General features: G+C 56.2%; 29 protein-coding genes and 1 tRNA gene. 14 read left to right on the top strand and 16 right to left on the bottom strand.

Annotated elements, in window-relative coordinates; translation table 11 throughout:
• Nucleotides 1-5 precede the first annotated feature (5 nt).
• Entirely contained in the window at nucleotides 6-1,451 is a 1,446-nt protein-coding gene (gene pyk / locus QMP16_RS15635) for a pyruvate kinase (RefSeq protein WP_108861341.1), read from the bottom strand.
• Between the two features lie 132 nt (nucleotides 1,452-1,583).
• Between pyk and QMP16_RS15630 the strand changes: the two genes are divergently transcribed.
• The 3 genes from QMP16_RS15630 to QMP16_RS15620 all read left to right on the top strand — a co-directional run bounded on the left by QMP16_RS15630 (nucleotide 1,584) and on the right by QMP16_RS15620 (nucleotide 3,018).
• Nucleotides 1,584-2,321: an N-formylglutamate amidohydrolase gene (locus tag QMP16_RS15630; protein WP_282153130.1), complete on the top strand. Its 738-nt coding sequence runs from the start codon at nucleotides 1,584-1,586 to the stop codon at nucleotides 2,319-2,321.
• Nucleotides 2,322-2,386: 65 nt separating this feature from the next.
• The gene (locus QMP16_RS15625) at nucleotides 2,387-2,626 is read left to right on the top strand and encodes a DUF6868 family protein (protein WP_108861343.1); all 240 of its coding nucleotides are present in this window, start codon (nucleotides 2,387-2,389) and stop codon (nucleotides 2,624-2,626) included.
• Between the two features lie 77 nt (nucleotides 2,627-2,703).
• A complete protein-coding gene (locus QMP16_RS15620) occupies nucleotides 2,704-3,018 on the top strand; it encodes a DUF1244 domain-containing protein (protein ID WP_282153129.1) in 315 nt (104 codons plus the stop codon).
• A 43-nt stretch (nucleotides 3,019-3,061) separates the two neighbouring features.
• On the opposite strand, the gene QMP16_RS15615 is transcribed toward QMP16_RS15620, so the two are convergent.
• The 3 genes from QMP16_RS15615 to dgcN all read right to left on the bottom strand — a co-directional run bounded on the left by QMP16_RS15615 (nucleotide 3,062) and on the right by dgcN (nucleotide 5,975).
• Nucleotides 3,062-3,922, bottom strand: coding sequence for a D-amino-acid transaminase (locus tag QMP16_RS15615; protein WP_109312218.1), 861 nt, complete (start codon nucleotides 3,920-3,922; stop codon nucleotides 3,062-3,064).
• A gap of 11 nt (nucleotides 3,923-3,933) precedes the next feature.
• Nucleotides 3,934-4,899, bottom strand: a complete 966-nt coding sequence (gene dgcA, locus QMP16_RS15610; RefSeq protein ID WP_282153128.1) for an N-acetyl-D-Glu racemase DgcA — start codon at nucleotides 4,897-4,899, stop codon at nucleotides 3,934-3,936.
• 74 nt (nucleotides 4,900-4,973) lie between these two features.
• Nucleotides 4,974-5,975, bottom strand: coding sequence for an N-acetyltransferase DgcN (gene dgcN, locus QMP16_RS15605; RefSeq protein WP_058279014.1), 1,002 nt, complete (start codon nucleotides 5,973-5,975; stop codon nucleotides 4,974-4,976).
• A 295-nt stretch (nucleotides 5,976-6,270) separates the two neighbouring features.
• Between dgcN and QMP16_RS15600 the strand changes: the two genes are divergently transcribed.
• Nucleotides 6,271-7,230 carry an L-malyl-CoA/beta-methylmalyl-CoA lyase gene (locus QMP16_RS15600; RefSeq protein ID WP_282153127.1) on the top strand — a complete coding sequence of 320 codons (960 nt, stop codon included), beginning with the start codon at nucleotides 6,271-6,273 and terminating at the stop codon, nucleotides 7,228-7,230.
• Between the two features lie 41 nt (nucleotides 7,231-7,271).
• Here the strand turns inward: QMP16_RS15600 and QMP16_RS15595 are convergent, their stop codons facing one another.
• Complete coding sequence (locus QMP16_RS15595; protein ID WP_282153126.1) at nucleotides 7,272-7,847, bottom strand: PA14 domain-containing protein; 576 nt, start codon at nucleotides 7,845-7,847, stop codon at nucleotides 7,272-7,274.
• A 115-nt stretch (nucleotides 7,848-7,962) separates the two neighbouring features.
• Entirely contained in the window at nucleotides 7,963-8,415 is a 453-nt protein-coding gene (locus QMP16_RS15590) for an Lrp/AsnC family transcriptional regulator (protein WP_058273360.1), read from the bottom strand.
• Nucleotides 8,416-8,488: 73 nt separating this feature from the next.
• On the opposite strand from QMP16_RS15590, the gene QMP16_RS15585 reads away from it, so the two are divergent.
• The 3 genes from QMP16_RS15585 (at nucleotide 8,489) to QMP16_RS15575 (ending at nucleotide 11,069) form a co-directional block, all read left to right on the top strand.
• Nucleotides 8,489-9,085 carry a LysE family translocator gene (locus QMP16_RS15585; protein ID WP_109312213.1) on the top strand — a complete coding sequence of 199 codons (597 nt, stop codon included), beginning with the start codon at nucleotides 8,489-8,491 and terminating at the stop codon, nucleotides 9,083-9,085.
• 236 nt (nucleotides 9,086-9,321) lie between these two features.
• A complete protein-coding gene (locus QMP16_RS15580) occupies nucleotides 9,322-10,005 on the top strand; it encodes a hypothetical protein (RefSeq protein ID WP_282153125.1) in 684 nt (227 codons plus the stop codon).
• Between the two features lie 101 nt (nucleotides 10,006-10,106).
• Nucleotides 10,107-11,069, top strand: coding sequence for an acetyl-CoA carboxylase carboxyltransferase subunit alpha (locus QMP16_RS15575; RefSeq protein WP_108861352.1), 963 nt, complete (start codon nucleotides 10,107-10,109; stop codon nucleotides 11,067-11,069).
• 4 nt (nucleotides 11,070-11,073) lie between these two features.
• On the opposite strand, the gene QMP16_RS15570 is transcribed toward QMP16_RS15575, so the two are convergent.
• From QMP16_RS15570 to QMP16_RS15560, 3 genes are all read right to left on the bottom strand, one after another.
• Entirely contained in the window at nucleotides 11,074-12,201 is a 1,128-nt protein-coding gene (locus QMP16_RS15570) for a lytic murein transglycosylase (protein WP_282153124.1), read from the bottom strand.
• Between the two features lie 111 nt (nucleotides 12,202-12,312).
• Nucleotides 12,313-12,960, bottom strand: coding sequence for a GntR family transcriptional regulator (locus QMP16_RS15565; protein ID WP_282153123.1), 648 nt, complete (start codon nucleotides 12,958-12,960; stop codon nucleotides 12,313-12,315).
• Between the two features lie 30 nt (nucleotides 12,961-12,990).
• Nucleotides 12,991-13,686, bottom strand: coding sequence for a M48 family metallopeptidase (locus QMP16_RS15560; RefSeq protein WP_282153122.1), 696 nt, complete (start codon nucleotides 13,684-13,686; stop codon nucleotides 12,991-12,993).
• A gap of 100 nt (nucleotides 13,687-13,786) precedes the next feature.
• Here QMP16_RS15560 and QMP16_RS15555 point away from each other — a divergent pair, with 100 nt between their 5' ends.
• The 3 genes from QMP16_RS15555 to QMP16_RS23585 all read left to right on the top strand — a co-directional run bounded on the left by QMP16_RS15555 (nucleotide 13,787) and on the right by QMP16_RS23585 (nucleotide 14,732).
• A complete protein-coding gene (locus QMP16_RS15555) occupies nucleotides 13,787-14,113 on the top strand; it encodes a TIGR02300 family protein (RefSeq protein ID WP_108861356.1) in 327 nt (108 codons plus the stop codon).
• Nucleotides 14,114-14,254: 141 nt separating this feature from the next.
• A tRNA-Ala gene (locus tag QMP16_RS15550) sits at nucleotides 14,255-14,330 on the top strand.
• A 63-nt stretch (nucleotides 14,331-14,393) separates the two neighbouring features.
• Complete coding sequence (locus QMP16_RS23585; protein WP_348774605.1) at nucleotides 14,394-14,732, top strand: DUF6538 domain-containing protein; 339 nt, start codon at nucleotides 14,394-14,396, stop codon at nucleotides 14,730-14,732.
• Between the two features lie 59 nt (nucleotides 14,733-14,791).
• Here the strand turns inward: QMP16_RS23585 and QMP16_RS15545 are convergent, their stop codons facing one another.
• From QMP16_RS15545 to QMP16_RS15525, 5 genes are all read right to left on the bottom strand, one after another.
• Nucleotides 14,792-15,289 (bottom strand): thermonuclease family protein, encoded by a 498-nt coding sequence (locus QMP16_RS15545; protein WP_282153121.1) that lies wholly within the window; start codon nucleotides 15,287-15,289, stop codon nucleotides 14,792-14,794.
• A gap of 194 nt (nucleotides 15,290-15,483) precedes the next feature.
• On the bottom strand, nucleotides 15,484-16,107 hold the full coding sequence (locus tag QMP16_RS15540) for a hypothetical protein (RefSeq protein WP_282153120.1): 624 nt from the start codon (nucleotides 16,105-16,107) through the stop codon (nucleotides 15,484-15,486).
• Nucleotides 16,108-16,125: 18 nt separating this feature from the next.
• Entirely contained in the window at nucleotides 16,126-16,440 is a 315-nt protein-coding gene (locus QMP16_RS15535; protein WP_282153119.1) for a hypothetical protein, read from the bottom strand.
• Nucleotides 16,441-16,555: 115 nt separating this feature from the next.
• Complete coding sequence (locus tag QMP16_RS15530; RefSeq protein WP_170398463.1) at nucleotides 16,556-16,849, bottom strand: hypothetical protein; 294 nt, start codon at nucleotides 16,847-16,849, stop codon at nucleotides 16,556-16,558.
• Nucleotides 16,850-17,855: 1,006 nt separating this feature from the next.
• Entirely contained in the window at nucleotides 17,856-18,542 is a 687-nt protein-coding gene (locus QMP16_RS15525) for a GntR family transcriptional regulator (protein ID WP_282153118.1), read from the bottom strand.
• 119 nt (nucleotides 18,543-18,661) lie between these two features.
• Between QMP16_RS15525 and QMP16_RS15520 the strand changes: the two genes are divergently transcribed.
• From QMP16_RS15520 to QMP16_RS15505, 4 genes are all read left to right on the top strand, one after another.
• Nucleotides 18,662-19,660, top strand: a complete 999-nt coding sequence (locus QMP16_RS15520) for a TRAP transporter substrate-binding protein (RefSeq protein WP_282153117.1) — start codon at nucleotides 18,662-18,664, stop codon at nucleotides 19,658-19,660.
• Between the two features lie 78 nt (nucleotides 19,661-19,738).
• Complete coding sequence (locus QMP16_RS15515; protein WP_058276303.1) at nucleotides 19,739-20,224, top strand: TRAP transporter small permease; 486 nt, start codon at nucleotides 19,739-19,741, stop codon at nucleotides 20,222-20,224.
• 10 nt (nucleotides 20,225-20,234) lie between these two features.
• A complete protein-coding gene (locus QMP16_RS15510; protein ID WP_282153116.1) occupies nucleotides 20,235-21,518 on the top strand; it encodes a TRAP transporter large permease in 1,284 nt (427 codons plus the stop codon).
• Nucleotides 21,519-21,565: 47 nt separating this feature from the next.
• Complete coding sequence (locus tag QMP16_RS15505) at nucleotides 21,566-22,711, top strand: alpha-hydroxy acid oxidase (protein ID WP_282153115.1); 1,146 nt, start codon at nucleotides 21,566-21,568, stop codon at nucleotides 22,709-22,711.
• A 24-nt stretch (nucleotides 22,712-22,735) separates the two neighbouring features.
• Here QMP16_RS15505 and QMP16_RS15500 read toward each other — a convergent pair whose 3' ends face one another.
• Nucleotides 22,736-23,149 carry a methylglyoxal synthase gene (locus tag QMP16_RS15500; RefSeq protein WP_282153114.1) on the bottom strand — a complete coding sequence of 138 codons (414 nt, stop codon included), beginning with the start codon at nucleotides 23,147-23,149 and terminating at the stop codon, nucleotides 22,736-22,738.
• Complete coding sequence (locus QMP16_RS15495; RefSeq protein WP_058275460.1) at nucleotides 23,130-23,648, bottom strand: 2,4'-dihydroxyacetophenone dioxygenase family protein; 519 nt, start codon at nucleotides 23,646-23,648, stop codon at nucleotides 23,130-23,132. The genes QMP16_RS15500 and QMP16_RS15495 overlap by 20 nt, the downstream gene beginning before the upstream one ends.
• Nucleotides 23,649-23,658: the final 10 nt, after the last annotated feature.

Below are 23,658 nucleotides of genomic sequence, written 5' to 3'. Positions count from 1 at the left end.
AACTGTCACCCAGGATCAGTGTTGTAGATCAGTCGTTCATCGCAAGGCGCGATACGCAAAATATTGGTCGTTCCCGGGACGTTGAAAGGCACGCCAGCAGTCACCACGATCTGATCGGCTTCGGAAGCGAACCCTCCGGCACGGGCCGCACGGGCCGCGTTGACGACGGCACCTTTGAACCGCTCCAGCTCGGGCGTCATCACGCAATGACAGCCCCAGCTCAGACACAGACGCCGCGCGGTTCCGGTGGCCGGCGTCATTGCGATGATCGGAACGCCCGGACGCTCGCGGGCGGTCAGCAGCGCGGTGGTGCCGCTTTGGGTAAAACAGCAAATCGCTTTGATATCTGTTTTTTCGGCAATCTCGCGCGCGGCGGCAACGATACCATCTGCAATAGTCGTCCCCTTTGCCGTCCGGGACGCCGCTATGATCTGCGTATAGGTCGGGTCGGCTTCGACCTCGATGGCGACCTTGTTCATAGTTTGTACAGCCTCGATCGGATACGTACCCGCCGCGGATTCCGCGCTGAGCATGATCGCATCCGTGCCCTCGTAGATTGCCGTCGCCACGTCCGAGACCTCGGCCCGGGTTGGCATCGGGCTTTCGATCATGCTTTCCAGCATCTGGGTGGCCACGATCACAGGTTTAGCCGCCCCACGGCATTTGCGCACCAGTCGTTTCTGGATCGGGGGCACGGCTGACACCGGAAGCTCGACACCCAGATCGCCGCGCGCGACCATGATCCCATCAGAGGCATCCAGAATATCGTCGAATGCCTCGACCGCTGCAGGCTTTTCGATCTTCGACAGGATGGATGCACGCCCATCTGCCAGCGCGCGAGCCTCAAACACGTCCTTGGCGCGCTGCACAAAGCTGAGCGCCAGCCAGTCCACGCCCAGTTGGCAGACAAACTCCAGATCATCACGGTCCTTGGCCGACAAGGCGGCCAGGGGCAGCACCACATCAGGAACGTTCACACCTTTGCGGTTCGAGATCGTACCGCCGACCTCAACGGTGCAATTGGCAAAATCCTGGCCACAGTCCTGCACGGTCAGGCGGATTTTGCCGTCGTTGACCAGAAGGCGCGCACCCGGCTCCAACGCGGCAAAAATCTCGGGATGCGGCAGGCAAACGCGGTTGATATCTCCGGGCGCAGGGTCCAAGTCCAGACGGAAGGCCGCGCCTTCTTCAAGTTCTTCTGCGTCGTTGGCGAACACCCCGACACGCAACTTGGGTCCTTGAAGGTCAGCCAGAATTGCTATTGGCCTGTCCAGATCTTTTTCAATCTGTCGGATGATCCGGTGGCGTTCGCGGATCTCATCATGGCTGCCGTGACTCATATTCAGGCGGAAGACGTCTGCGCCTGCCTCGTACAGCGCGCGGATCATGTCATAGTCATTTGACGCCGGTCCCAGCGTCGCCACGATTTTCACATTTCTCAGGCGTCGCATTGGTCTGGCTCTCCTAACGTCTTCTCTTGATTCTGCGCAAATGTTACCGCAAACATTGCTCCGCCTGCTTATTGCGCAATTCCCTTTTCAAAGCAACTGCCCTAAACCTGCGACAAACTAGATGACAGGCTTATGACGTATTCCCCGTTTTTTATCCACGGCGCGGATCGGCCCTCGCGCTGGCTGATCACATGCGACCACGCATCCAACTTGGTTCCGCCCGAAATCCACGGTGGCGATCTTGGCCTACCTCGTGAAGATATGGAACGCCACATCGCTTATGATGTAGGTGCCTACGAGGTGTCAAAACATCTGGGTGAGCTTTTGAATGCACCCGTGATCGCGGCCAATTTTTCCCGCCTCGTGATTGATCCGAACCGCGGCGAAGATGATCCGACCCTGTTGATGAAGCTCTATGACGGGTCGATCATTCCCGGCAACCGGCACGCCGATGCGGCAGAACGAGAGCGGCGGTTGAACATGTGCTATCGCCCGTATCATGACGCGCTGGCGCAGATGGCCGCGTTGCCGCATGCGGTGATCGTGTCGATGCACTCGTTCACGCGGCAATTAAGGGGTCGTGATCCCCGCCCGTGGCATATTGGGGTTTTGCATACTCCGGACGAACGATTCTCGGGCCCGTTGATCAACCGTCTAGAGGCCGAGGGTGACCTTTGCGTCGGCGTTAATGAACCCTATACCGGCGTGCTGCCCGGTGATGCCATTGACAAACACTGTACCAGTTTTGGTCGCCCCAACGCACTGATCGAGCTGCGCAATGACCTGATTGGCGAACACGCGGGACAGCGAGAATGGGCCGAGCGGCTAGCCCCTATCCTGCAGGACGCACTGGGCGAAAGCGGGTTGTGACAAATGCCCTCACGTCATTGTGAGAACCCGCCCCAGACCCCATATTATTGGGAAAGGAGGCCACAATGACTCAGGAGTTTCTGACGTCCGTCTTTGGCTGGATGGCTGTGCTTAACATCGCGGTTCTGCTGTTCACCACAGTGATGATCTTGCTGTTGCAGGATTGGATCGCAGGCATCCACGGCAAGATGTTCCAGATGGAGCGCCCCGCAGTGAAACGGGCATATTTCCGGTATCTGGCCAACTACAAGATTTTGACACTAATCTTCTGCATCACTCCTTGGCTGGCATTGAAACTGGCCTGATACGCTGATCGTTGAAACATCGCCCTTTGGCCGCTAGGTCATTTACAGCACGTATTTCTGTCATCCGGAGCCAGACCATGGACAAGCAAACCGAAATAGAACTTCAGGCCGCCGCATTCCGTCGCTTGCAACAGCATCTGATGGAGGACCGCACCGATGTGCAGAACATCGACATGATGAATCTGGCCGGGTTCTGCCGCAACTGCCTGTCGCGATGGTATCAGGAAGCCGCCAATGAAAAAGGCATTGAGATGGGCAAGGATGAAGCCCGTCAGATTTTCTATGCCATGACAATGGATGAGTGGAAAGCCAACTATCAGACTGACGCCAGTCCGGAAAAACAGGCCGCCTTCAAAGTCGCGTTCGAAGAGAATGTGACGAATAAGGGCTGACGCCCAAAATGAAAGAAGCCCGCCAAACTGGCGGGCCTTTTGCTTAGATTGCGACCTTGCGGCTTTCGTCCAGATAAATCTCTCGCAAACGCTTGGCGATTGGCCCCGGCGTACCGTCGCCCAGCGCAACCCCGTCAATCTCAACCACGGGCATGACAAACGCACTGGCCGAAGTGGTGAAAGCCTCATCCGCTTCCTTCGCCTCATCAATGGTGAACAGACGTTCTTCCACCTCCATCTGCGCCTCGGCGGCCATGCGCAGGACGGCTTTGCGGGTGATGCCGTGCAGAATGTCATTCGACAGCGGACGCGTGACGATCTTGCCGTCCTTGACGTAGTAGGCGTTGTTGCTTGTGCCTTCGGTCACATAACCGTCCTCAATCAACCACGCATCGTCACAGCCTGCCTTCTTGGCCATCATCTTACCCATCGATGGGTACAGCAGTTGAACGGTCTTGATGTCCCGGCGGCCCCAGCGGATGTCTTCGATCGAGATGATCTTGGCACCCTTCTTGGCGGCTGGGCTATCGGCCAGACCAGGCTTGTTCTGGGTGAAAAGCACGAGGCTGGGCTTGGTATCTTCGGACGGGAAAACAAAGTCCCGATCGCCATCCGATCCACGGCTGACCTGCAGGTAGACAAGCCCTTCTTCGATGCCGTTCAGTTCCACCAGCTTGCGGTGAATTTCAAGCAGCTCATCCTTGGTGCAGGGCTCAGCCATCTCCAGCTCATCCAGAGACCGCTTCAGACGCACGGCGTGACCTTCGAAATCGATCAGCTTGCCATCCAGAACGCTGGTGACTTCGTAAACGGCGTCTGCGAACAGAAAACCACGGTCAAAGATGGACACCTTGGCCTCGGTCTCGGGCAGGTATTCGCCATTTACAAAAACGGTGCGGGTCATGTCTTGTCTCCTCAGCCCCAGAGGTCCGCTTTGGGCGGGTGCACTCCGGCATCATCAAAAATCAGCGGGTTGTCGCGGTCTTCGGCCAGCAGAAGCGGGCCGTCAAGGTCTGTCACCATCACACCTTGTGCCAACAGTGTCGCAGGTGCCATAGCCAGAGAGCTGCCAACCATGCAGCCGACCATCACGCGATAGCCTTCAGCCAGCGCCTGCTGGCGCAGGGCCAGCGCCTCGGTCAGGCCGCCCGTTTTATCCAGTTTGATGTTGACCACATCGTACTTGCCCTTGAGGCCCTGAAGGCTTGTGCGATCATGACAGGACTCATCAGCACACACTGGCACGGGGCGCTCCATTCCAATCAGGGCGTCATCTTCCCCGGCGGGCAAAGGCTGCTCGACCAGGGCTACACCCAAACGCACCAGATGCGGGGCAAGGTCGGCGTAAACCGCAGCTGACCAGCCTTCGTTGGCGTCCACGATGATCGTGGCATCTGGTGCACCTGAGCGCACAGCCTCCAGCCGGGGCATGTCATCCGGTGTGCCCAATTTGATCTTCAGCAAGGGCCGATGCGCATTGGCTGCGGCCTGCGCCTGCATTTTTTTCGGCGTGTCCAGCGACAGCGTATACGCTGTGATTTCTGGCCCCGGAACCGGCAGCCCGGCCAGATCCCAGGCCCGCTTTCCTGCGCGCTTGGCCTCAAGGTCCCAAAGGGCGCAATCAACCGCATTCCGCGCCGCCCCGGCAGGTAAAAAGTCCATTAGGCTGTCGCGGGTAAACTCGGCAGGCAAAGCTGCGATCTCGGCCTCGACCGAGTCCAGCGTTTCATCATACCTGGCATAGGGCACGCATTCGCCCCACCCCTGATGGGTACGGTCAGAAATCCGAACCGTCAGCACCTTGGCCTCGGTCCGAGACCCGCGCGAGATCGTAAAGACCTGCGCCAGCCGAAACACGTCACGAGAGACTTCTACCTGCACGCGCCAGCTCCTTCATCTTTTTCAAAATACTTTCGCCGAAGGCGGACAAGCCCGCCTCCGACGCGCCGCTTAGATCACAGTGCGGCCAGCGCATCCACCAGCTTGCCCGAACCAAAGCGGAACGGGTCAGTCGCGGGCAGGCCCATATCGGCCTCAACCTTGGCCAGATATGCGGTGGCGTCCTCTTCGGACATGTGCTGCGTGTTGACCGAAATACCAACGACCTGGCAATCCGGGTTGGCAACCTTGGCCAGACCCAATGCCGTGTCGCGCAGCGCTTCCAGGGTCGGCAACTGATAGGTCGGCAGACCACGCATATGGTCGCGGGTCGGCTCGTGGCTCAGGATCAGCGCATCCGGCTGGCCGCCGTGGATCAGCGCCATGGTCACACCGGAATAAGACACGTGGAACAGCGACCCCTGCCCTTCGATCAGATCCCAGTGATCGTCATCGTTGTCAGGCGTCAGCCATTCGACCGAACCGGCCATGAAATCGGCAATGACCGCATCCAGCGGCACACCGTCCCCGGTGATCAGAATGCCTGTCTGACCGGTTGCGCGGAAGGTCGACTTCATGCCGCGCTCGCGCATCTCGGCATCCATCGCCATCGCCGTGTACATTTTGCCGACAGAGCAATCGGTGCCAACAGCCAGACAGCGCTTGCCCTTGCGCTTGATGCCGTTTGCAATCGGGTATTCCACCGAAGGTACGCGAACATCGTGCAGCTTGCGGCCGGTGGCTTCAGCAACAGCCACCAGATCGGGTTCGTCGCATAGCAGGTTGTGCAGACCAGAGGCCAGGTCAAAGCCTTCCTCCAACGCCATGACCAGAACCTTTTTCCATTCCTGGCTGATCACGCCACCACGGTTGGCAACGCCGATAACCAGCGTCTTGGCGCCGGCTTCTTTCGCCTCGGTCAGGGACATGTCGGTCAGGCCCAGATCGGCCTTGCAACCTTCCATACGGTACTGGCCAACGGCATTCTCAGGACGCCAGTCCTTGATGCCGATTGCAACTTTGGCCGCCAATTGGTCGGGCGCATCGCCCAAAAACAGCAGGTACGGTGTCTCGATCATTGCGGTTTACTCCTTTGATTCTGGCGCAATCTAGGGGACGATTTCCACGAGTGTTTCGCGTTTTCGTCTGACAACGCCCCGTCAGGTGGGAAATTTTTGCGCCTTCTTCCTAAATGGCGCACTAATCTTTCAAGTTTCCAAAGCGATTAAACTTTAATCACTGTTTTGACCCTGTATTGCGGCAATTGCTGCGATTGCATTGCCGCGCCTGCACAAAGATGCTTGCTATGGCTTGCGCAATTTAATACCCCATGAGGCAAGAAAATCGTAATTTCCTTTCTCGCACGAGGTCCAGATGAGCTTTCGCATCCAACCCGCCGCCCCCGCGCGCCCCAACCGTTGCCAGTTGTTCGGACCGGGATCAAACACCAAGCTGTTCCCGAAAATGGCCGCGTCGGCCGCAGACGTAATCAACCTCGACCTTGAGGACTCGGTCGCGCCGTCGGACAAGGACGCCGCGCGCGCAAATGTGATCGAAGCGCTGAACACCGTCGATTGGGGCAACAAATACATGTCCGTGCGCATCAACGGACTGGACACACCCTATTGGTACCGCGATGTGGTGGACCTGCTGGAACAAACCGGCGACCGGCTGGATCAGATCATGATCCCCAAGGTCGGCTGCGCGGCAGATGTCTACGCCGTAGACGCGCTGGTCACCGCCATCGAGCGCGCCAAGGGCCGTACAAAGCCCGTCAGCTTTGAGGTCATCATCGAATCCGCGGCTGGCGTTGCCCATGTCGAAGAGATCGCGGCCTCGTCTCCGCGCATGCAAGCGATGAGCCTGGGCGCAGCAGATTTTGCAGCCTCGATGGGGATGCAGACCACTGGTATCGGTGGCACGCAGGAAAACTATTACATGCTGCGCGAAGGCGAAAAACACTGGTCCGACCCGTGGCATTGGGCGCAGGCTGCCATTGTTGCTGCATGCCGGACACATGGCGTTCTGCCCGTGGACGGACCCTTTGGCGACTTCTCAGACAACGAAGGCTACATCGCGCAAGCGAAACGTTCGGCTACCCTGGGTATGGTTGGCAAATGGGCGATCCACCCCAAGCAGATCGCGTTGGCCAATCAGGTCTTCACCCCGTCGGACGAAGCCGTGTCCGAGGCACGCGAAATCCTGGCTGCGATGGAGCAGGCCAAAGCGAATGGCGAAGGCGCAACCGTTTACAAAGGCCGTCTGGTCGACATCGCCTCGATCAAACAGGCCGAGGTGATCGTGGCGCAGGCCGAATTGATCGCCGCGAACTGATCCAATTGAAAAAGGCGCCCTTAGGGGCGCCTTATTTGGGCCTAACGGCCAAAGACGTCGTTAGGCGTCCATGTAAAACGCTCACCTTTCTTTCCTGACTTCATCATCAGGCAAGATGTACCGAGCTTCTGAAAATAGATTATATTCAGCGGATACCAACCCGCCTTCGGCACCTCTACTTCGGTTCGTTGATTGGCCTCACACCCCTGAATACTATTGACTTTGCCGATCTGCTGCCCGCCAACCCAGGCATCGATCCCATCGTTTGACCATGTCTCCAACTCGTAAACGCCCGGTGAGTCAAAGCGCATGTAACCGGTGATTTCTGCAGCGACATTATAGTGGTGGTCGAATGTCAAAACATCCTCGCCCTCGTTTGTATCCCTATAATCCAAACCGATCAGCGGCTGCCCCGGCTGGGCCTTAGGCAATAACTGCTTGGCATGAGTGAGATTGCGGATTTTGCGCTGAGTACCAGTTCCCACATATTTTACATTCAATCCCGCTTTTGGACTGGGTTGCGGACTGGCGGGCTGCAGTTTGAGCGGCGCGGCCACTGCTGAACTGGCGATAAACGCCGCAGCTGCTATCAGCGCTCCAATGCGAACAAATTTCATTATCTTCTCCCTGTGTGTGGCCTGTTGGGGTTGTTCCCCTTCGATCAGGTCCTTGAGAAGACACTAGGCTGTGAAAATTCACCCGGCAAGCCGGTTGAAGATCACAATTCCAACGTCAGGCGCGCATATCTTTGGGTGAATCCATCACCACATAAGACGTGATCGACGTCACATGCGGCAGTGTTCCCAGAACTTCGGTGTGGAATGTCTTGTACGAAGGTAAGTCCGCGCATTCCACGCGCAACAGGTATTCGATGGTCCCCGTGATATTGTGGCATTCGACCACTTCCGGCACACGTTGAAGGGCGCGTTCGAACCCTTCCTGTGCGGCTTTGGTGTGTTCACCCAGCCCAACGCCGATATAGGCGACGAATCCGACACCAATCTCGGATGGGTTCAAGACTGCGCGGTAGCCCGAGATTACACCCGAACGCTCCAGCTCCTGCACGCGGCGCAGGCAGGCAGAAGGAGACAACCCTACCCGGTCCGCCAGATCCAAATTACTGATGCGGCCGTCTTGCGAAAGTTCTCGCAATATTTGCTGATTTATGTGGTCAATTTTCGCCATTGATTGTGATATTAACGAGATCGCGCATTAAAACGCAATTTCATTTGTTCGGTTTGCAGCAATTATCCAACTTATGACCTACGATATCCTTCTGGCCCTGATCGCCTTTGCTTTTGTCTCGTCCATTACACCTGGACCCAACAACCTGATGCTGATGGCGTCTGGGGCCAATTTCGGATTTCGCAAGAGCATCCCGCACATGCTGGGGATCGGGCTTGGGTTTACCTTCATGGTGCTATTGGTCGGCACCGGCCTGGTGCAGCTATTCGACAGATATCCGATCAGCTACACGGTGCTGAAATTCGCCTCTGTTGCATATCTTCTGTTCCTTGCTTGGAAAATCGCACATGCCGCGCCGGCGAAGGGGCAAAACACGACAGGCACGCCGATGACGTTCCTGCAGGCAGCAGCCTTTCAGTGGGTCAACCCAAAGGCCTGGGCCATGGCCCTGACAGCCACAACCGCCTACACACCTGATCAGACCCTTCAGGCGATCATTGTGGTGGCCCTTGTTTTCGGAGCAGTCAACCTGCCCTCGGTCAGCACATGGACCGTTCTGGGCCAGCAAATGGCACGCATCCTGACGAACCCGCGCCGGTTGATGGTGTTCAACTGGACAATGGCGGCTCTACTCGTCGGCTCGCTCTACCCGGTTCTATACCCGAACTGAGCAATTTCAGCGGTAGGCCTTCAGCCCAATTATCATGAACGTGGGCCAAAACACGCAGAACACGGTCTTCATAACGGGTCGCCATCAGTATCGTTTCTATTTGCTCGCCTACGGATGCATATGCCGCAGCCACAAATCTCGCTGCATTTACATCGGGTTACACACGTAAGAATGTTACACTGGGCGGATAACTCTCGAGATCAATAGATTATTCAACATGGTAAATGAGGACTGATATGAACAATCCATCTCGCCCGCTCCACCAAATCCTGTTTGCCGCCATCCTTGCCGCAATGCCGGCTATTGCACAGGCCGATGACGTCCAGACACAATCCATTATTTCTGAACGTGTCAGCCAGCATAACCCGGCGCCCGAAGCCTATATCAAGGATCGCCCAATCCTGGGCTGGCAGCTGACCAGCGATGACTTCGACGCCATCCCCGAGGCGATCCGCGACAACCTCGGTTCGGTTGATGGCACCAGCTACGATCAAGCTTACCTGACCGAGAATACCGGTTCGATCATTGCGCTGCAGTTCCGCAAAGATGGCCCGGACTTCTACATCATCGGCAAGAGCACGTTTGACGAGGCCTACGAGCTTGTTTCACTGGACGATGTTGTGGCCAAGAATGCGCGCCTGATCGAACGGCTGGACATGGCCCCTGAGGTCAAGGCGATGTTCGAAGATCAAGCGCCCGGCATTGTAGGTGCGCTCAAGACGACGCCAGTTGATATGCTGCGCCTGTCTGATCTGGGATATGCAAAAAGCGATGCTCTGACCATTCAGGCCCCATGGGGCGAACAGACCAAACCCGAAGGGGCGGACGCATTTCTGGTCTGGGACAGCGGCGAAAACCAGTACTACATGGTGAACGCAGACGATGACGGCCTGCCGTCCAGCTATGTACCCGTCCAGTGACCTAAACCGGCGTGGCCCCGAACCACGCCCCGCTTTACCTTGTGTTGCATTCCTCTGACAGCAAGTTCATATAGCAATGAACTTCCGCGTTGAGAGGCGTCATGACCCAGTATCTGGATTTCGAAAAACCCCTGGCCGAGATCGAAGGCAAGGCCGAGGAATTGCGCGCGCTGGCCCGCGCCAACGAAGAGATGGACGTGGCCGAAGAAGCCGCCGCGCTGGATGCCAAGGCCGCCAAGTTGCTGGATGAGCTTTATGGCGATCTGACCCCATGGCGGAAATGTCAGGTCGCACGTCACCCCGAACGCCCCCATTGCCAGGATTACGTAGCCGAGCTGTTTACTGAATTCACGCCACTGGCTGGTGATCGCAACTTTGCTGACGATCTGGCTGTGATCGGCGGTCTGGCGCGTTTCGATGATCAGCCTGTCATGGTGATCGGACACGAAAAAGGCTCGGATACCAAATCGCGGATTGAACGAAATTTCGGCATGGCCCGACCCGAGGGGTATCGCAAGGCTGTGCGCCTGATGGAAATGGCCGGACGTTTCGGTCTGCCTGTCATCACCCTGATCGACACGGCCGGCGCATATCCAGGCAAAGGTGCCGAGGAACGCGGCCAGTCCGAGGCCATCGCACGGTCGACCGAGATGTGCCTGAAGATCGGCGTGCCCTTGGTGTCTGTGATCATCGGCGAAGGTGGTTCAGGCGGCGCAGTAGCGTTTGCCACGGCAAACCGCGTCGCGATGCTGGAACATTCGGTCTATTCGGTGATCTCGCCCGAAGGCTGCGCGTCGATCTTGTGGAAAGACTCGGAGAAAATGCGTGAGGCCGCCGAAGCCCTGCGCCTGACCGCACAAGACCTGCAAAAGCTGGGCGTCTGCGATCACATCATCACCGAACCCAAGGGCGGCGCGCATCGCGACCGCGCCGCAACGGTCGACTCTGTACGCGGCGCTATTGCTGCTATGCTGAAAGAGCTGGATGGCAAGGATGCGGCAGCCCTTATCAAGGACCGCCGTCAAAAATTCCTGGATATCGGCTCGAAGGGGTTGGCGGCCTAAAGCGTCAGCCACCGAGCTGGCGCAACAAAGCCGCCGAAGGTTCCCCGGTTACGGCCAAGCCACTGGCGCGTTGATACGCGCTGATGGCAGATTTCGTGTTGTTGCCGATAACCCCATCCGCGCCCTGCGTGTCGTACCCTGCGGATGTCAGGCGGCGCTGCAGCTCTTTGCGATCCTCAAGCGTCAACCCGGTCGCATCGGGCCCGAACGAGGCCTGAAATGGCGCACCACCAGCGATCCGGTCAGACAAATGTCCAACGCCGATCGCGTAGCTGTCCGAGTTATTATAGCGCTTGATCACCTGGAAATTGCGGAACACCGCAATGCGCGGCCCCGGCGTTTGCGGCTGTAACACCGCGACAGGTGTTCCCGAAACAGTGCCAGCTTCGCCACCCCATGGCTGTCCGCTCACCCAGCCAGCCCGCGCCAGATAGGCGGCGGTCGAGGCCAAAGAGTCCGTGGGATCCTCGGACCAGATGTCCCGACGGCCATCACCGGTGAAATCCACCGCATAAGCCAAGTAAGACGTCGGGATGAACTGCGTATGCCCCATCGCCCCGGCCCAGCTGCCGGTCATGTTCGCGGGCGTTGTATCGCCCTCTTGAATGATCTTCAGGGCAGCGATCAGCTGTTTTTCAAAAAACGCGCCGCGACGGCCGTCATAAGCCAGGGTCGACACTGCCGACACCACCGGCACGTCCCCCCGGCGAGATCCATAACGGCTTTCCAGGCCCCAGACGGCAACGATAACCTCTTTATCGACGCCGTACTTTGCCTCGATCTCTGACAGGGTTCCTGCATGGCGCACCAGCATCTGCTTGCCGGTTGCGATCCTTTCATCAGAAGCTGCAATCGCCAGATAATCCTCAAGCGAGCGTTTGAATTCGACCTGATTGCGATCTCGTTCGATCACGCCCGGCAGGTACCCCGCCCCCTGAAAGGCCCGGTTGATGGTGGTTTGAGAAATACCTTGCGAGGCCGCGCGGGACTTAAAGCCGGCAACCCAGGCGTCATAGCCTGCGTTGGGGACGGCCCGCATCCGCGTTGCCGGGGCGCTGGTTGGCGTGCCACCGGAACAGGCGGCCAAAAACGTTGACCCAAGTCCAACTGAAAATAGGCGTCGATTGATCATGTCTGAAATCTGCTCTTGTTGTGATTTGGGTCAGAGTATCGCAGACCAGGTGCGCAAGCTAGTTCTGCGGTGCTTGGAAACGGCAACCCGATCACTTCGGCGACAAGCCGCTTAACTGACCAGCATCCGCAGCCCCTGCGTCACATCCGACCGTACAGCCAGCCTCAATCCGGGCTCATCCCCCGCCTTCAACGCAGCGATGATCAGCTTGTGATAATGCGGCGGTTCTGTCCGCCGCAACCGCCCATAGAGCGCCCGCATTGTTGGCCCTAGCTGAAGCCATACCGTTTCCACAATGGCCAGCATCGCCGGAGCCTGAGCACGCAGATACAGCGTGCGATGGAATTCCAGGTTCGACCGGATGTAACCGACGGCATCCCGTTTGGTGACCATTTCCGCGACGGTCATGTTGATGCTCTGCAATCGGTCGATCAGGGCCATATGTGCACGGGGCAATGCGCGACTGGCCAGTTCGACTTCTAGCAGTGTACGCAGGGCTGCCAGCTCTTCGATACGATCATTAGTCAGCTCGGGCGTGGACACCCGACCCGAAGAAGACAGAAACAGCGCCCCTTCGGCCACCAGTCGCCGCACCGCTTCGCGCGCAGGCGTCATTGAGACATCAAATTCCTTGCCGATGCCGCGCAGGGTCAACGCCTGCCCGGGCGCTATGTCGCCGTGCATGATACGCGAGCGCAGGGCTCGATAGACCAAATCATGGGCTGCGGGTTGGGTGTCGGTTGGGCGAGCGCTTAACATAACCCCATGTGATCACAAATCGCCGCGCGGTCAACTCGTCGCGCTATCAAATCTGTAATGGTGAAGCTGCGCCCCGTTGTCGCGCAGCCAGCGCCTTTGGGCTTTGCAGTCACCAAACAGGCGCTCGACCTGCGCCCAGAACGCGGAGGAATGGTTCATTTCAGCCAGATGTGCGACCTCATGTGCGGCGACATAATGAAGGATGTCCGATGGCGCGAGGATCAGGCGCCACGAAAACATCAGACCACCAGCCGAACTGCACGATCCCCAACGAGACCGCGTATCGCGCAAGGTCAGGCTGGAATAAGGTCGACCCAGCATTGCCGCATAATCGTCGCAGGCCTCGGTCAGGCGATCCCGCGCCAGTTCCTTTAGGAACCGCGCCAATCGCCGGGCTTCGGCCCCTTTGGGGATTGCAACCTCTGCGTCCCGCAGCAGAACGCGTCGGCCCTCTGCCGGTACGATTCGCCTATCTTTGCCTTCAATGGGGATTGATTGCCCGAATCCCACGGCCAATGGGTTGGGTCTGTCCTCAAGATGCTCACGGATCCAGTTTTCCTTGACCTTGGCGAAATTCAGCGCCTCGGCTTCTGCGACACCTTTAGGGTAGGTCAGTGTAACCCGCCCGTCCAATTGAGAAATTCGCAAGCTGATACGCCGCGCCCTGGCCGATTTGCGCAGCGTTAGCGGCACCGGCGGTTTTCCGGGCAATGCGTGGTCCCCCATGTGCCTGTTTCTCCTGCTCAAAGGCTTTGACAGTGCCCGCTGCATGTGGCACGTGACCTGAATCATTACTACGACTCACCTGATATCAAGGGGATCTGAAATGCCCAAGGAAGAATGGGGTGTAAAACGCGTTTGCCCGACCACCGGTAAGCGGTTTTACGACCTGAACAAGAACCCGATCGTCAGCCCCTACACCGGCGAGATCGTGGAGCTTGAAACCGGCAAGAGCCGGATGATCGCCGCAGATGCGGAAGATGCCGCGTCGGCAAAAGCACGTGAAAATGCATCGGAAGAAGATCTGGTTCTGGACGATGACGACAGTGTCGACGTCGAACTGGACGATGATCTGCTGGATGATGATGACGACAGCAGTGACGACGTTTCGCTGGACGAAATCACCGATATGCCAGCGGAAGAAGAAAGCTAAAACCAGTCCGGGGCGGCCCTTGCGCCGCCTCAAACTACCCCCGGATGCGAGGCAGAATCTTTTCCGCATAATCCATTTTGGACTTGCACTCATTGCCGTCGTCTCATAAACGTCCGTCCACCGCTACAGCGGTACCTGGAAGGGGCCTTAGCTCAGTTGGGAGAGCGCTTGCATGGCATGCAAGAGGTCAGGGGTTCGACTCCCCTAGGCTCCACCAAAACCTAACAATATAACTAGATAGCAAGCATTAGAGCGGTGTGACACACAGGTGTGACACAAAATGAAGCTGCATGCGTATCTCTCACTGTCCAGACACGGCATATATTACTTTCGTTGGCCACTGCCCGACACAAGATCAAAACCCCACACTAGACCAAGCACCACACGCAGGACCATTCGGGTGTCTTTGCGTACGAGATGCCCTAAAGAGGCTGGCACTCTGGCACGGCGTCTTGCAGTGTGCGGCGACACAATAACAAAGCACATAGAAGTATCGGGCGTGAACCACGGCGAACTACGCACAAATGTGCATGAGCACTTCACGGAAGACCTACTGGATAGTTTAGACGTTACCGCATCAGTAAGACCGCTCCAAACACCCCTCGGCGACATCTTCTGAATACCGAGCCAAGCACCATACAATGGACCCACACCATTGCCGCAAGAGAGTGCGAAGTCCTATTTGTTCTGATTGCGCTGTGCTTGTTTGGCTTCGAATTGTTCCCAGACCTTAGTACGACCCTTTTGCCGCGCATCAGCCAGCCACAGCTTCTTACGCACATCCGGCACCTCTAGGCTCTTGTACTTGCCATCTGAGAACTTAGGCCAATCTATCGCCATCCCCAACTTGACCATTTCAGCAGACAGATCACGCCCATCCTCAAGGTAGCACTTTGCCACCGTTCGACCGTGGGTATCCTCAGCAGTAACCACTGCCCTCACCTTTTGCCCTTTGCAAAGGGATACCAAAGCCCACTTGGCCTTCTTGCCGTAAGGGTGGTTAATCTCAGGCGCATCTACGCCAAACAAGCGCACTTGTGTTTTCTGTATTTTTATCGTGTCGCCGTCCACAACATAGGCTGAGCCTTCCAATATCTTTTCTGTAGGTTCTGGTATGGCACTGTCAGCGTCAAAACGCTGGGGCTGCTGAACCCCTTGAGACGGGGAGGCATCCAACCTCGGTTTCCTATCTGAAGTTGCTTGGTATGGTTGCCTTGTCACTCTGTGTGGTTGGCGATTTCTATGCACCAATACCAGCTGGACAACCACAACAAGAATTAGCAGTATCACGACTTCCAAAGCATCGGACCTTGTAATTAGCTTGGCTCAATAAGCATGCAGCGAAGCCATCGGATATATTAGTCGAGGGTTTATTCGATGCCGATACCAATATCGAAGGTAACTGGTTGTGCCCCGGCGTTGACGACCTCAACGATATGATCGCCGGACTGCCAGAGTTGACCATAATAGGGCGTGTCTGAAGAGATTAGATCCAGCAGAAGCGAACCGTCGGGATTAAATATCTTGTCGTCCAACGCACCTCCGTGAGACCCAACATCCACCCTCAAAAACTGACCATTTGCAGCGCCAAGCACATAACTTACCGAAGCATTTGGGTTCAGCGTGCCCGACAATGCCGCTCCGCTGGTGCCGGTGGCAAACTGGACACGTTGTGTCCCCGAAACGACCGGTACACCACCTGAGCCCGCAATTGCGCCTTGGCCGTCATCAGCGGCCTGTGCGACGCTGAGTTCAGCGACTTGACCATCGTTGGAGACAAGACATCTCCAAACCGTTTCGCCGCGGTCTTTAAGCATGACGAGCGAATTAGCATCGGAAAACTCGGTGGAGAGCACCGTGCCGCCTTGCCCGTCCCGCCCGCCTACAGAGCGTAACTGATCAATACAGCCGTCAATTGCCTCCTGCCCAACTTCTGCAGCGAGAACGAGTGCAGGCGAAACACAAAGACACATAGCCAAAATCTTGGATCGCATCTTTCTAAACTCCCTAAGTCAATTGGACGCGGCAGCGTCCCGCAACTTTTGCAGTACGTCGTCGCATTCGCTTGCCGCACCAACAATAGCTTCACCACTGCCTTCGGCTTCCGGTGTTAATTCACTAAGATTACTGACCGCGCGGTTGAAGACTTGATCGACTTCTTCTTTGGTCAATAGCCCTTCCTGCTGAGCTGCGTTGGCAACACCACACACACCCGCTGACAGACCCGTTAAAATGCCTGCGCCTGCACCAGTGCCTATACCTAGCATTCCACCGCCTATGCCGCCTACGATCAGTCCAATGACCAGCCCCAAAATCAGCTTACCCATGCTTTCTCTCCCCAAAGTTCAAAGTGGGTTCTCAAATATCACTGGCAATCGACACTGTGCCGGAGACTGCACAGTGTCCAAAGGCTAAAGACCATGTTCAGAGAACATAATGAGACTAGAGAGTACCTTCGTTCGTCAGCGACATGATGCCATCTGTTGTACCGTCACTGTAAGCGATGCACTGCCAAGGGGCGCGGTCAGGTCCGACGCCGACGCGCACAAACGTACCGGCTTCAGAAAACTCCGAACCGAGCAGTGCTACATCCGGATTGTTGGTGGTCGTAGTGACATCACGCAAGCACGCTTGTTCTGCTGCGGTTGGGGTCGCCGACGTGCCACTGGTTGTGCTGCCTTCGTCGCAAGCACCGAGAATTGCGGCTGCTGGCAAAGCTAAAAGAAGTTTCTTCATAGTGTCCCTCTTTCATTTTGATCTACAATTGTTTCGAAGCACTTCACGGCGTGAACTTATTGTTGCTCCATATTCGACAATACGAATTTAATGTAAGTGGTCAATTTTATTGCACCGTGAAGACGCTATCTAGGTTGGCCCCATCAAGTGTGTCCACTCTGGGCTCGTGACAGCTATTTTGTGCATATCGCATCAATATCCGCTGTTCTGGCCCACCCCACTTGCCAAATTGTTGGCGAATTTTTCCGGGCCCGTATCTATCACTCGAGGCAGGCAGAGTTCCCCCATGCTTGGACAACGACAGTGCATACACCACCGGGGTACACCCCCCTCAGGCCTGATCACTAGAGACTTCACAGAGGAAACGACTTCGCACTTTGCTATGCTGCCTGAATGAACGTGATCAATAGGAGTTGCCTAAGCATAGGTGTGACACTAGGGTGAGACATACCGCAAACCAACACACTACAATAGTGTTTACTATCAGTGCATTAGGCGTTCGGCGGCGTTTCCCCTAGGCTCCACCAAAACTCCATAAGTTGTTGATTCGATTTTTTAATCCCTTAAGTTACAGGGACTTAAAAACGAGTCTGTTACAGTGAAGGCGTTAGAAAAGATGCCCGGGCACACTCGACTCTATAGACGCGGAGACGTCTTCTACCACCGCGCAAGCATCCCCATGGCAAAGCTCAGGTTATAGTACGAGCGGCAGGCACAACACTGGCGAGTGGGGCAGATTCTGGCTATTTGCCGCCAGTGCGATGAGATGGTGCCAAGACAGTGAGAGCGGACGTTCAGAATGGCCTGAAACCGAGCATCCCACCGCACGAGCGCATAGCAGCGCTGAGCCCAACTCGGAAGTGCCATTTTTTGCGTACGCATGTAGCGCCGGTTTTGCTGCAATCGCGCGAAAGATCACGCCGCTCGGTGGAAGACAATCGGCCATTCAGTCCAAGCGCAGCAAAATTTGGATGCGCAATGGACGGGCTAAAGGCAAACTGGAATCTTACCGCTTCTTCTCCGATGGCAGCTCGTTGCCAACCAGATCCGAGTAAGAGCGTTCTCCACGCGTGATTTGGCGGCTCAAGATGTTCTTTGCGGCTTTCACTTTGCCCTCACGCAGATGCGCCGTGATTGCATCATGTTCTTTCAATGATTTGGCAGTGCGATCCGGGCGCTTTGATAAATACGTGCGCATTGTGCGGACGATGTCACTGACTTTCTGATATCCGTCCCGCAGATAGATGTTGCCACAATGTCTAAAAAATGCGTCGTGAAAAGCTGCGTCCAACTCGAGATAGCGTTCGAAATCATCGGTCTTCCGCGCGTCAGTCATCTCGGAAACTAAATCCGTAAGCTCATCAAGCAAGGCAGAAGGGTTTTCAATAAGCGCCTGATCCATAGCCGCTGATTCGAGGATCAACCGATACCTACAGAGTTGCACGACATCCTCGTGAGACAGAGTGAAAACAAATGCTCCGCGCCGCGGAACGATCTGCACAAGACCCTGAAGGTTTAACGCTGCAAGGGCCTCGCGAATCGGCGTCTTACTGATGCCCATGGCCGTTGAAAGTTTGGCTTCCTGCAGCGAATCGCCCAGCCCAAAGACACCCTGCACGATGTTTCTCCGGATTTCCGCCTCCGCAATTTTACTCAATGAATCCGGTCGCTTAAGTTGCATTTTCCCTGCCATATTTAAGGTATCTGACCACTCTACTGCTTCAAGGTATCACGTCCAGCATTGATTTATATATTGTATCTGATATGTCAGATGAAAGATCGTAAAAACTGAACAATTTATGGGAGGAAACCTTGTTCAACAAATCCACATTCGCGCTTGCCGTCGCCATGTCGACCGGACTTGCCTTCGCGGCCTCGGCCGAAACAGTTATCAAAGTTGGGCACGGTGCCGCCGAAGCATTCCACATGCATCGTGCGCTCCTGAAATTCGAAGAACTGGTTGAGACCGGTTCGAATGGCGAGATCGATGTCCAGATCTTTCCATCCTCGCAGATGGGCCCGGATCGCGAGATGATCGAAGGTGTTCAAACCGGCGTTCTTGAAATGGCCATTCCCCCGTCTTCGTTCTTCGCAGGCTGGGATCCGGCTTTTGCGGTGATCGAGCTTCCCTACATGTATGCCTCCAAGGACATCGCCTTTAATGTTCTTGATGGTGAGGCCGGTGACGGAATGCTCGGACGGGTCGAAAATCAGGGGCTCGTCGGTCTTGGTTGGCTAGAATTGGGCGTGCGCAACGTGACTAACAATGTCCGCCGGGTTGAAACACCCGAAGACCTCGAGGGCGTTAAGCTGCGCACCATGAAGGTTCCGGCGCATGTGGCAACATTCGAGACACTCGGCGCCAACCCGACGCCGATGAACTTCGGCGAGGTTTACTCTGCCCTTCAGCAAGGCGTGATCGACGGGCAGGAAAACCCGCTGGCGATTATTACCTCACAACGTTTCTACGAGGTGCAGAAATACCTTTCGACCACGGGCCATGTCTTCGCGGTCTACATGCCGGTCGTCTCCAAGCCATTCTTTGACTCGCTGCCTGCGGAGCATCAGCAACTAATCCGGGACTCGATGGCTGCCGCACGTGACTATCAGGCTGAACTGGTCGCCAGTGAAGATGCGGAGCAACTGGAACAGATCCGTGCCGCAGGTGTCGAGGTTCTGGAACTGACTGCAGAGCAGAGACAGGCCTTCGCTGACAAAACCGAAAGCGTTCGCCTGCAATATCGCGACGAAGTTGGCGCCGAAGCCTACGACGCTTGGGTCGCGGCGGTGTCCGCAGCAGGCGGAAGCTGACCCACGGTTCACTCAGCCAATCCGGGCACCCGTGCCGAGCAGGTTCGGGCGCCCCTTTCGTTCAAGGGGAGGTGAACGATGTCGGTTATCAAATGGATCGATATGAATGCCGAAAAGGTCCTAGCCAGTGCGCTACTAGCCGCGATTGTCGTGTTGATCTTTGGCAACGTGTTCATGCGCTACATCATGAATGCCTCTCTTTCATGGGGAGAAGAGCTAACGCTTTGGCTATTTGTCTGGTTCGTCTGGCTTGGCGTCAGTTATGCCTTCCATACCGGCGATCATGTGCGCATTACGGTCCTGCGCGATGTCCTGAGCGAGCGGGCAAGGCTTTACGCGGATGTTGTGATCGCGCTTCTTGTCCTTGGATTCCTGATCGTTCTTACAATTGAATGCATCAAGCTGATCCGGCAGCCCTTTGTGGCCAGCCAGACCTCAGTTGTTTTGGGGCTGCCAATCCCGATCCTGTATGCCTCAGCGCCGGTTGGTGCAGGCCTGTCCGCAATCCGCGTTACTCAACATCTGATCCGAACCCTGCACCTGATCGCAGAGACCAAAGCGTGAGGAACCCGGCATGCTTGCAACAACGCTTTTCCTGACTCTCTTCGCGCTTCTGCTCTTCAGCGTGCCAATTGGCATCTGCCTGGGTCTTGCGACGATGATCGTGATGGTCTTCGTGGATGGCACTCCGCCGATGGTGCTTTTGGCGCGCTCGGTGGTGACAGGCGCAGACTCGTTTCCGCTGATCGCTGTTCCTTTATTCATCCTCGCGGGCGACCTGATGCAGCACGGTGGAATGTCGCGCCGTCTGGTTGGGTTCGCCAATGCACTGATAGGTCATATCCGGGGCGGGCTGGCTTATGTGAACGTGCTTGCCTGCGTGTTCTTTGCCGCCATATCCGGGTCGTCCCCTGCAACTGTCGCCGCCATCGGATCAAACATGATCCCCGAGATGGAAAAGGTTGGCTATACGCGCAAATTCAGCGGCGCATTGACGGCGTCTTCAGGGATGATCGGCGTGATGATCCCGCCAAGTATCCCCTTTATCATCTACGGTGTTACTGCCGAGGTTTCGATCGGAAAGCTGTTCCTGGCGGGTGTTGTTCCCGGCATCCTCTTTGCCCTCATGTTCATGTTGGTCGCCCGTGTCCTGCTGCGAAAGGATGAGGTTGTTCAGCAATCGACAACCACGTTCTCAGGCCCGGGTGTCTGGAAGAGCTTCCGGTCTTCGATCTGGGCACTTCTGGTGCCTGTAATCATCCTTGGGGGCATCTACAGTGGCATCTTCACCCCAACCGAAGCAGGCGCCGTCGCTGTGGTTTACGCCGCCTTCATCGGCATCTTTGTCTATGGCGATATCACCGTCAGGGACCTGCCAGAGGTCTTAGCAGGCAGTGCAAAGACCAGTGGAACCATTCTGATATTGGTGATCATGGCGACCGCCTTTGGCAGACTGATCACGCTTGCAAGAATCCCGACGGAACTCGCCACAACAATCACCAGCCTGTCCGACAATCCGATCATCATCCTGTTGTTGATCAACCTGCTTTTGTTGGTGATCGGCATGTTCATGGAGACGATTTCGTCGATCATCATCATGACACCGATTCTGCTGCCGGTAGCAACTGCACTGGGTGTCGATCCGATCGTCTTTGGTGTCATTTTGACGGTCAATCTGGCCATCGGATTCTGTACACCGCCATTGGGTGTAAACCTGTTCGTGGCCAGCAGTATTTCGAAGGTCTCCATCGAAAGCCTCAGCCGGGCGATCCTGCCATTCTTTGCCGGCATGCTGATCCTGCTGATGTTCATCACCTATGTGCCCGCAATTTCTTTGGCCTTACCGTCCCTTTGGTGACCGGCTGAGGCGCTTCAAACGTTAGACAACAAAACCAGAGGACCCGGATGGATTTGGACCTATCCCACCCGTCGATAGAAGACCTTCGGAAAACCGCGCAAAAGCGCATCCCGAAGTTTGCGTTCGAGTATCTCGACAGCGCAACAGGCAGAGAGCTGGGGAAAAGCGTGAATCGTGATTCGCTTGATGCCATCGGATTCATGCCCAGCGTGCTGTGTGGACGAACCAAAGCGGACCTCCAAACGACACTGCTGGGGCAGACGTACGATCTTCCGTTTGGAATTGCACCTGTCGGTATGTCTGGATTGTTGTGGGCCGGTGCGGAACGGATGCTGGCGCAGGCAGCCGTCGAGCACAACATCCCGTTTTCACTGTCCAGCGTCGCGGTCGCCTCACCGGAGGATGTCGCCCCTTACATCGGCCGAAACGGATGGTTTCAGCACTACCCAGTGAACTCTGCAGAATTGCGCCGGGCAATGCTGTCACGGATCAAGGCCGCTGGTTTTCACACTCTCATTATGACTGTCGATGTCCCGGAAGAAAGCAGGCGCGAACGCCAGAGACGTGCAAACCTCACTGTCCCGCCCAAGGCCGACTTGCGCACGCTTGCTGAAATGGCCGCGCGGCCGGCTTGGTGCCTTGCCCATATGCTTGAAGGTATCATGCCGCGCATGCGGTTCTTTGATGACTATGTGCCGCAACGCGGTCGCGAGAGCTTTACGCACGCGGGCGCTCTGATCCGCGGCATTCCCGATTGGCAATATCTGCGAGAATTGCGCGACGAATGGGATGGTCATCTTGTCGTCAAAGGCGTTTTACGGTCGGAGGATGCTGAAAAAATGGTGGCCCAGGGCGTAGATTGCATTTGGGTTTCAAATCATTCCGGCCGCCAATTCGAAGCCGGACCTGCCGTCATCGACCAATTGCCAAAAATCCGTGATGCAGTCGGACCGGATGTCCCACTCATATACGATTCTGGTGTGGCCTGGGGTTTGGATATCATGCGCGCGTTGGCCAAAGGTGCCGATTTTGTCATGGTCGGGCGGGCGTTTCAGTATGCGGTCGCAGCATTTGGATCACGGGGCATAGATCACCTCGTGCATATTTTGCGAGCTGACATGACAGCTAATATGAGCCAGTTGGGCGTTGAAAAACCTGACCATCTTGCCCGGTTCCTTCTAAACAGCGACTGAGCAATCCGCCGGAACCGGAGAGCTTTAGGACTGCGCGTTGCTGTTGGTCTCACGCAGGCCCTTCACGATTAGATCAGCCGTTGATCGTGAACACGCCATCGGCAGATCGTACACTGTGGCAAGACGGGTCAACGCCTTTACATCCACATCATGCGGCATAGGCGAGAGCGGATCGACGAAGAATATCAAAGCGTCAAGCTTCTCTTCGCAGATCATTGCACCAATCTGCTGGTCACCGCCAAGCGGGCCACTTTTCAAACAGGTTACATTCAATTCAGGAAAGGCTTCTTTGATACGACCGCCGGTCGTACCTGTTGATACGATGCTAACACCTGATATCCAGGTCCGCTGAAGGCCAACCCAGGCCACGATCTCGTCTTTTCTTGCGTCATGCGCAACAAGCGCAAAACACGGGCGATCACCGGATGAATTGTTCAACGTAGTTCTCCCCAAGACCAACTTCGGCGAAGTGCTTTCGACACAGATCGATCTTCGTGAACACATCCTCGTAGCCTTGCACCTTGCCCCACGGATCGACATAGCACATCACACCGTTGACCTGGAAATAGGTGATCATCTCTTCGACATCATCCGGAACAACCAGCGTGTGTGTTTCACCCGGTGGTTCATAGACATAGCCGCCCTCTTCGGCGACCCAGTCGTGTTCCAAGTAGTGCCAGCGTCCTTTCAGAACAAAGCCGTGGACAGGTTGCGGGTGACGATGGCGCGAAAGGACACCAGCCTTTCGGACCTTCAGCAGGTTCATCCAATAGCCTTGTGACCGATTGAGGCAGAGGGGTCGGAACCACACGTTTTCGGCCTGCGGCACCCAGAGCCTTTCGTCCTCAGAGACCGCGTTCGGTATCACAATCTCTTCCTGTGCATCTGTTGGGAACGGCAACTGATATGGCATTCGGGCAGTGTCGTCGTTTTTCATTGGCCTCTCC

It is taken from the genome of Ruegeria atlantica, from assembly GCF_947495585.1.
In the GTDB taxonomy this organism is placed as follows: Bacteria; Pseudomonadota; Alphaproteobacteria; order Rhodobacterales; family Rhodobacteraceae; genus Ruegeria; species Ruegeria atlantica_G.
The sequence above is the reverse complement of the archived record's forward strand: the minus strand, read 5'-3'. Positions and strand labels throughout refer to the sequence as shown.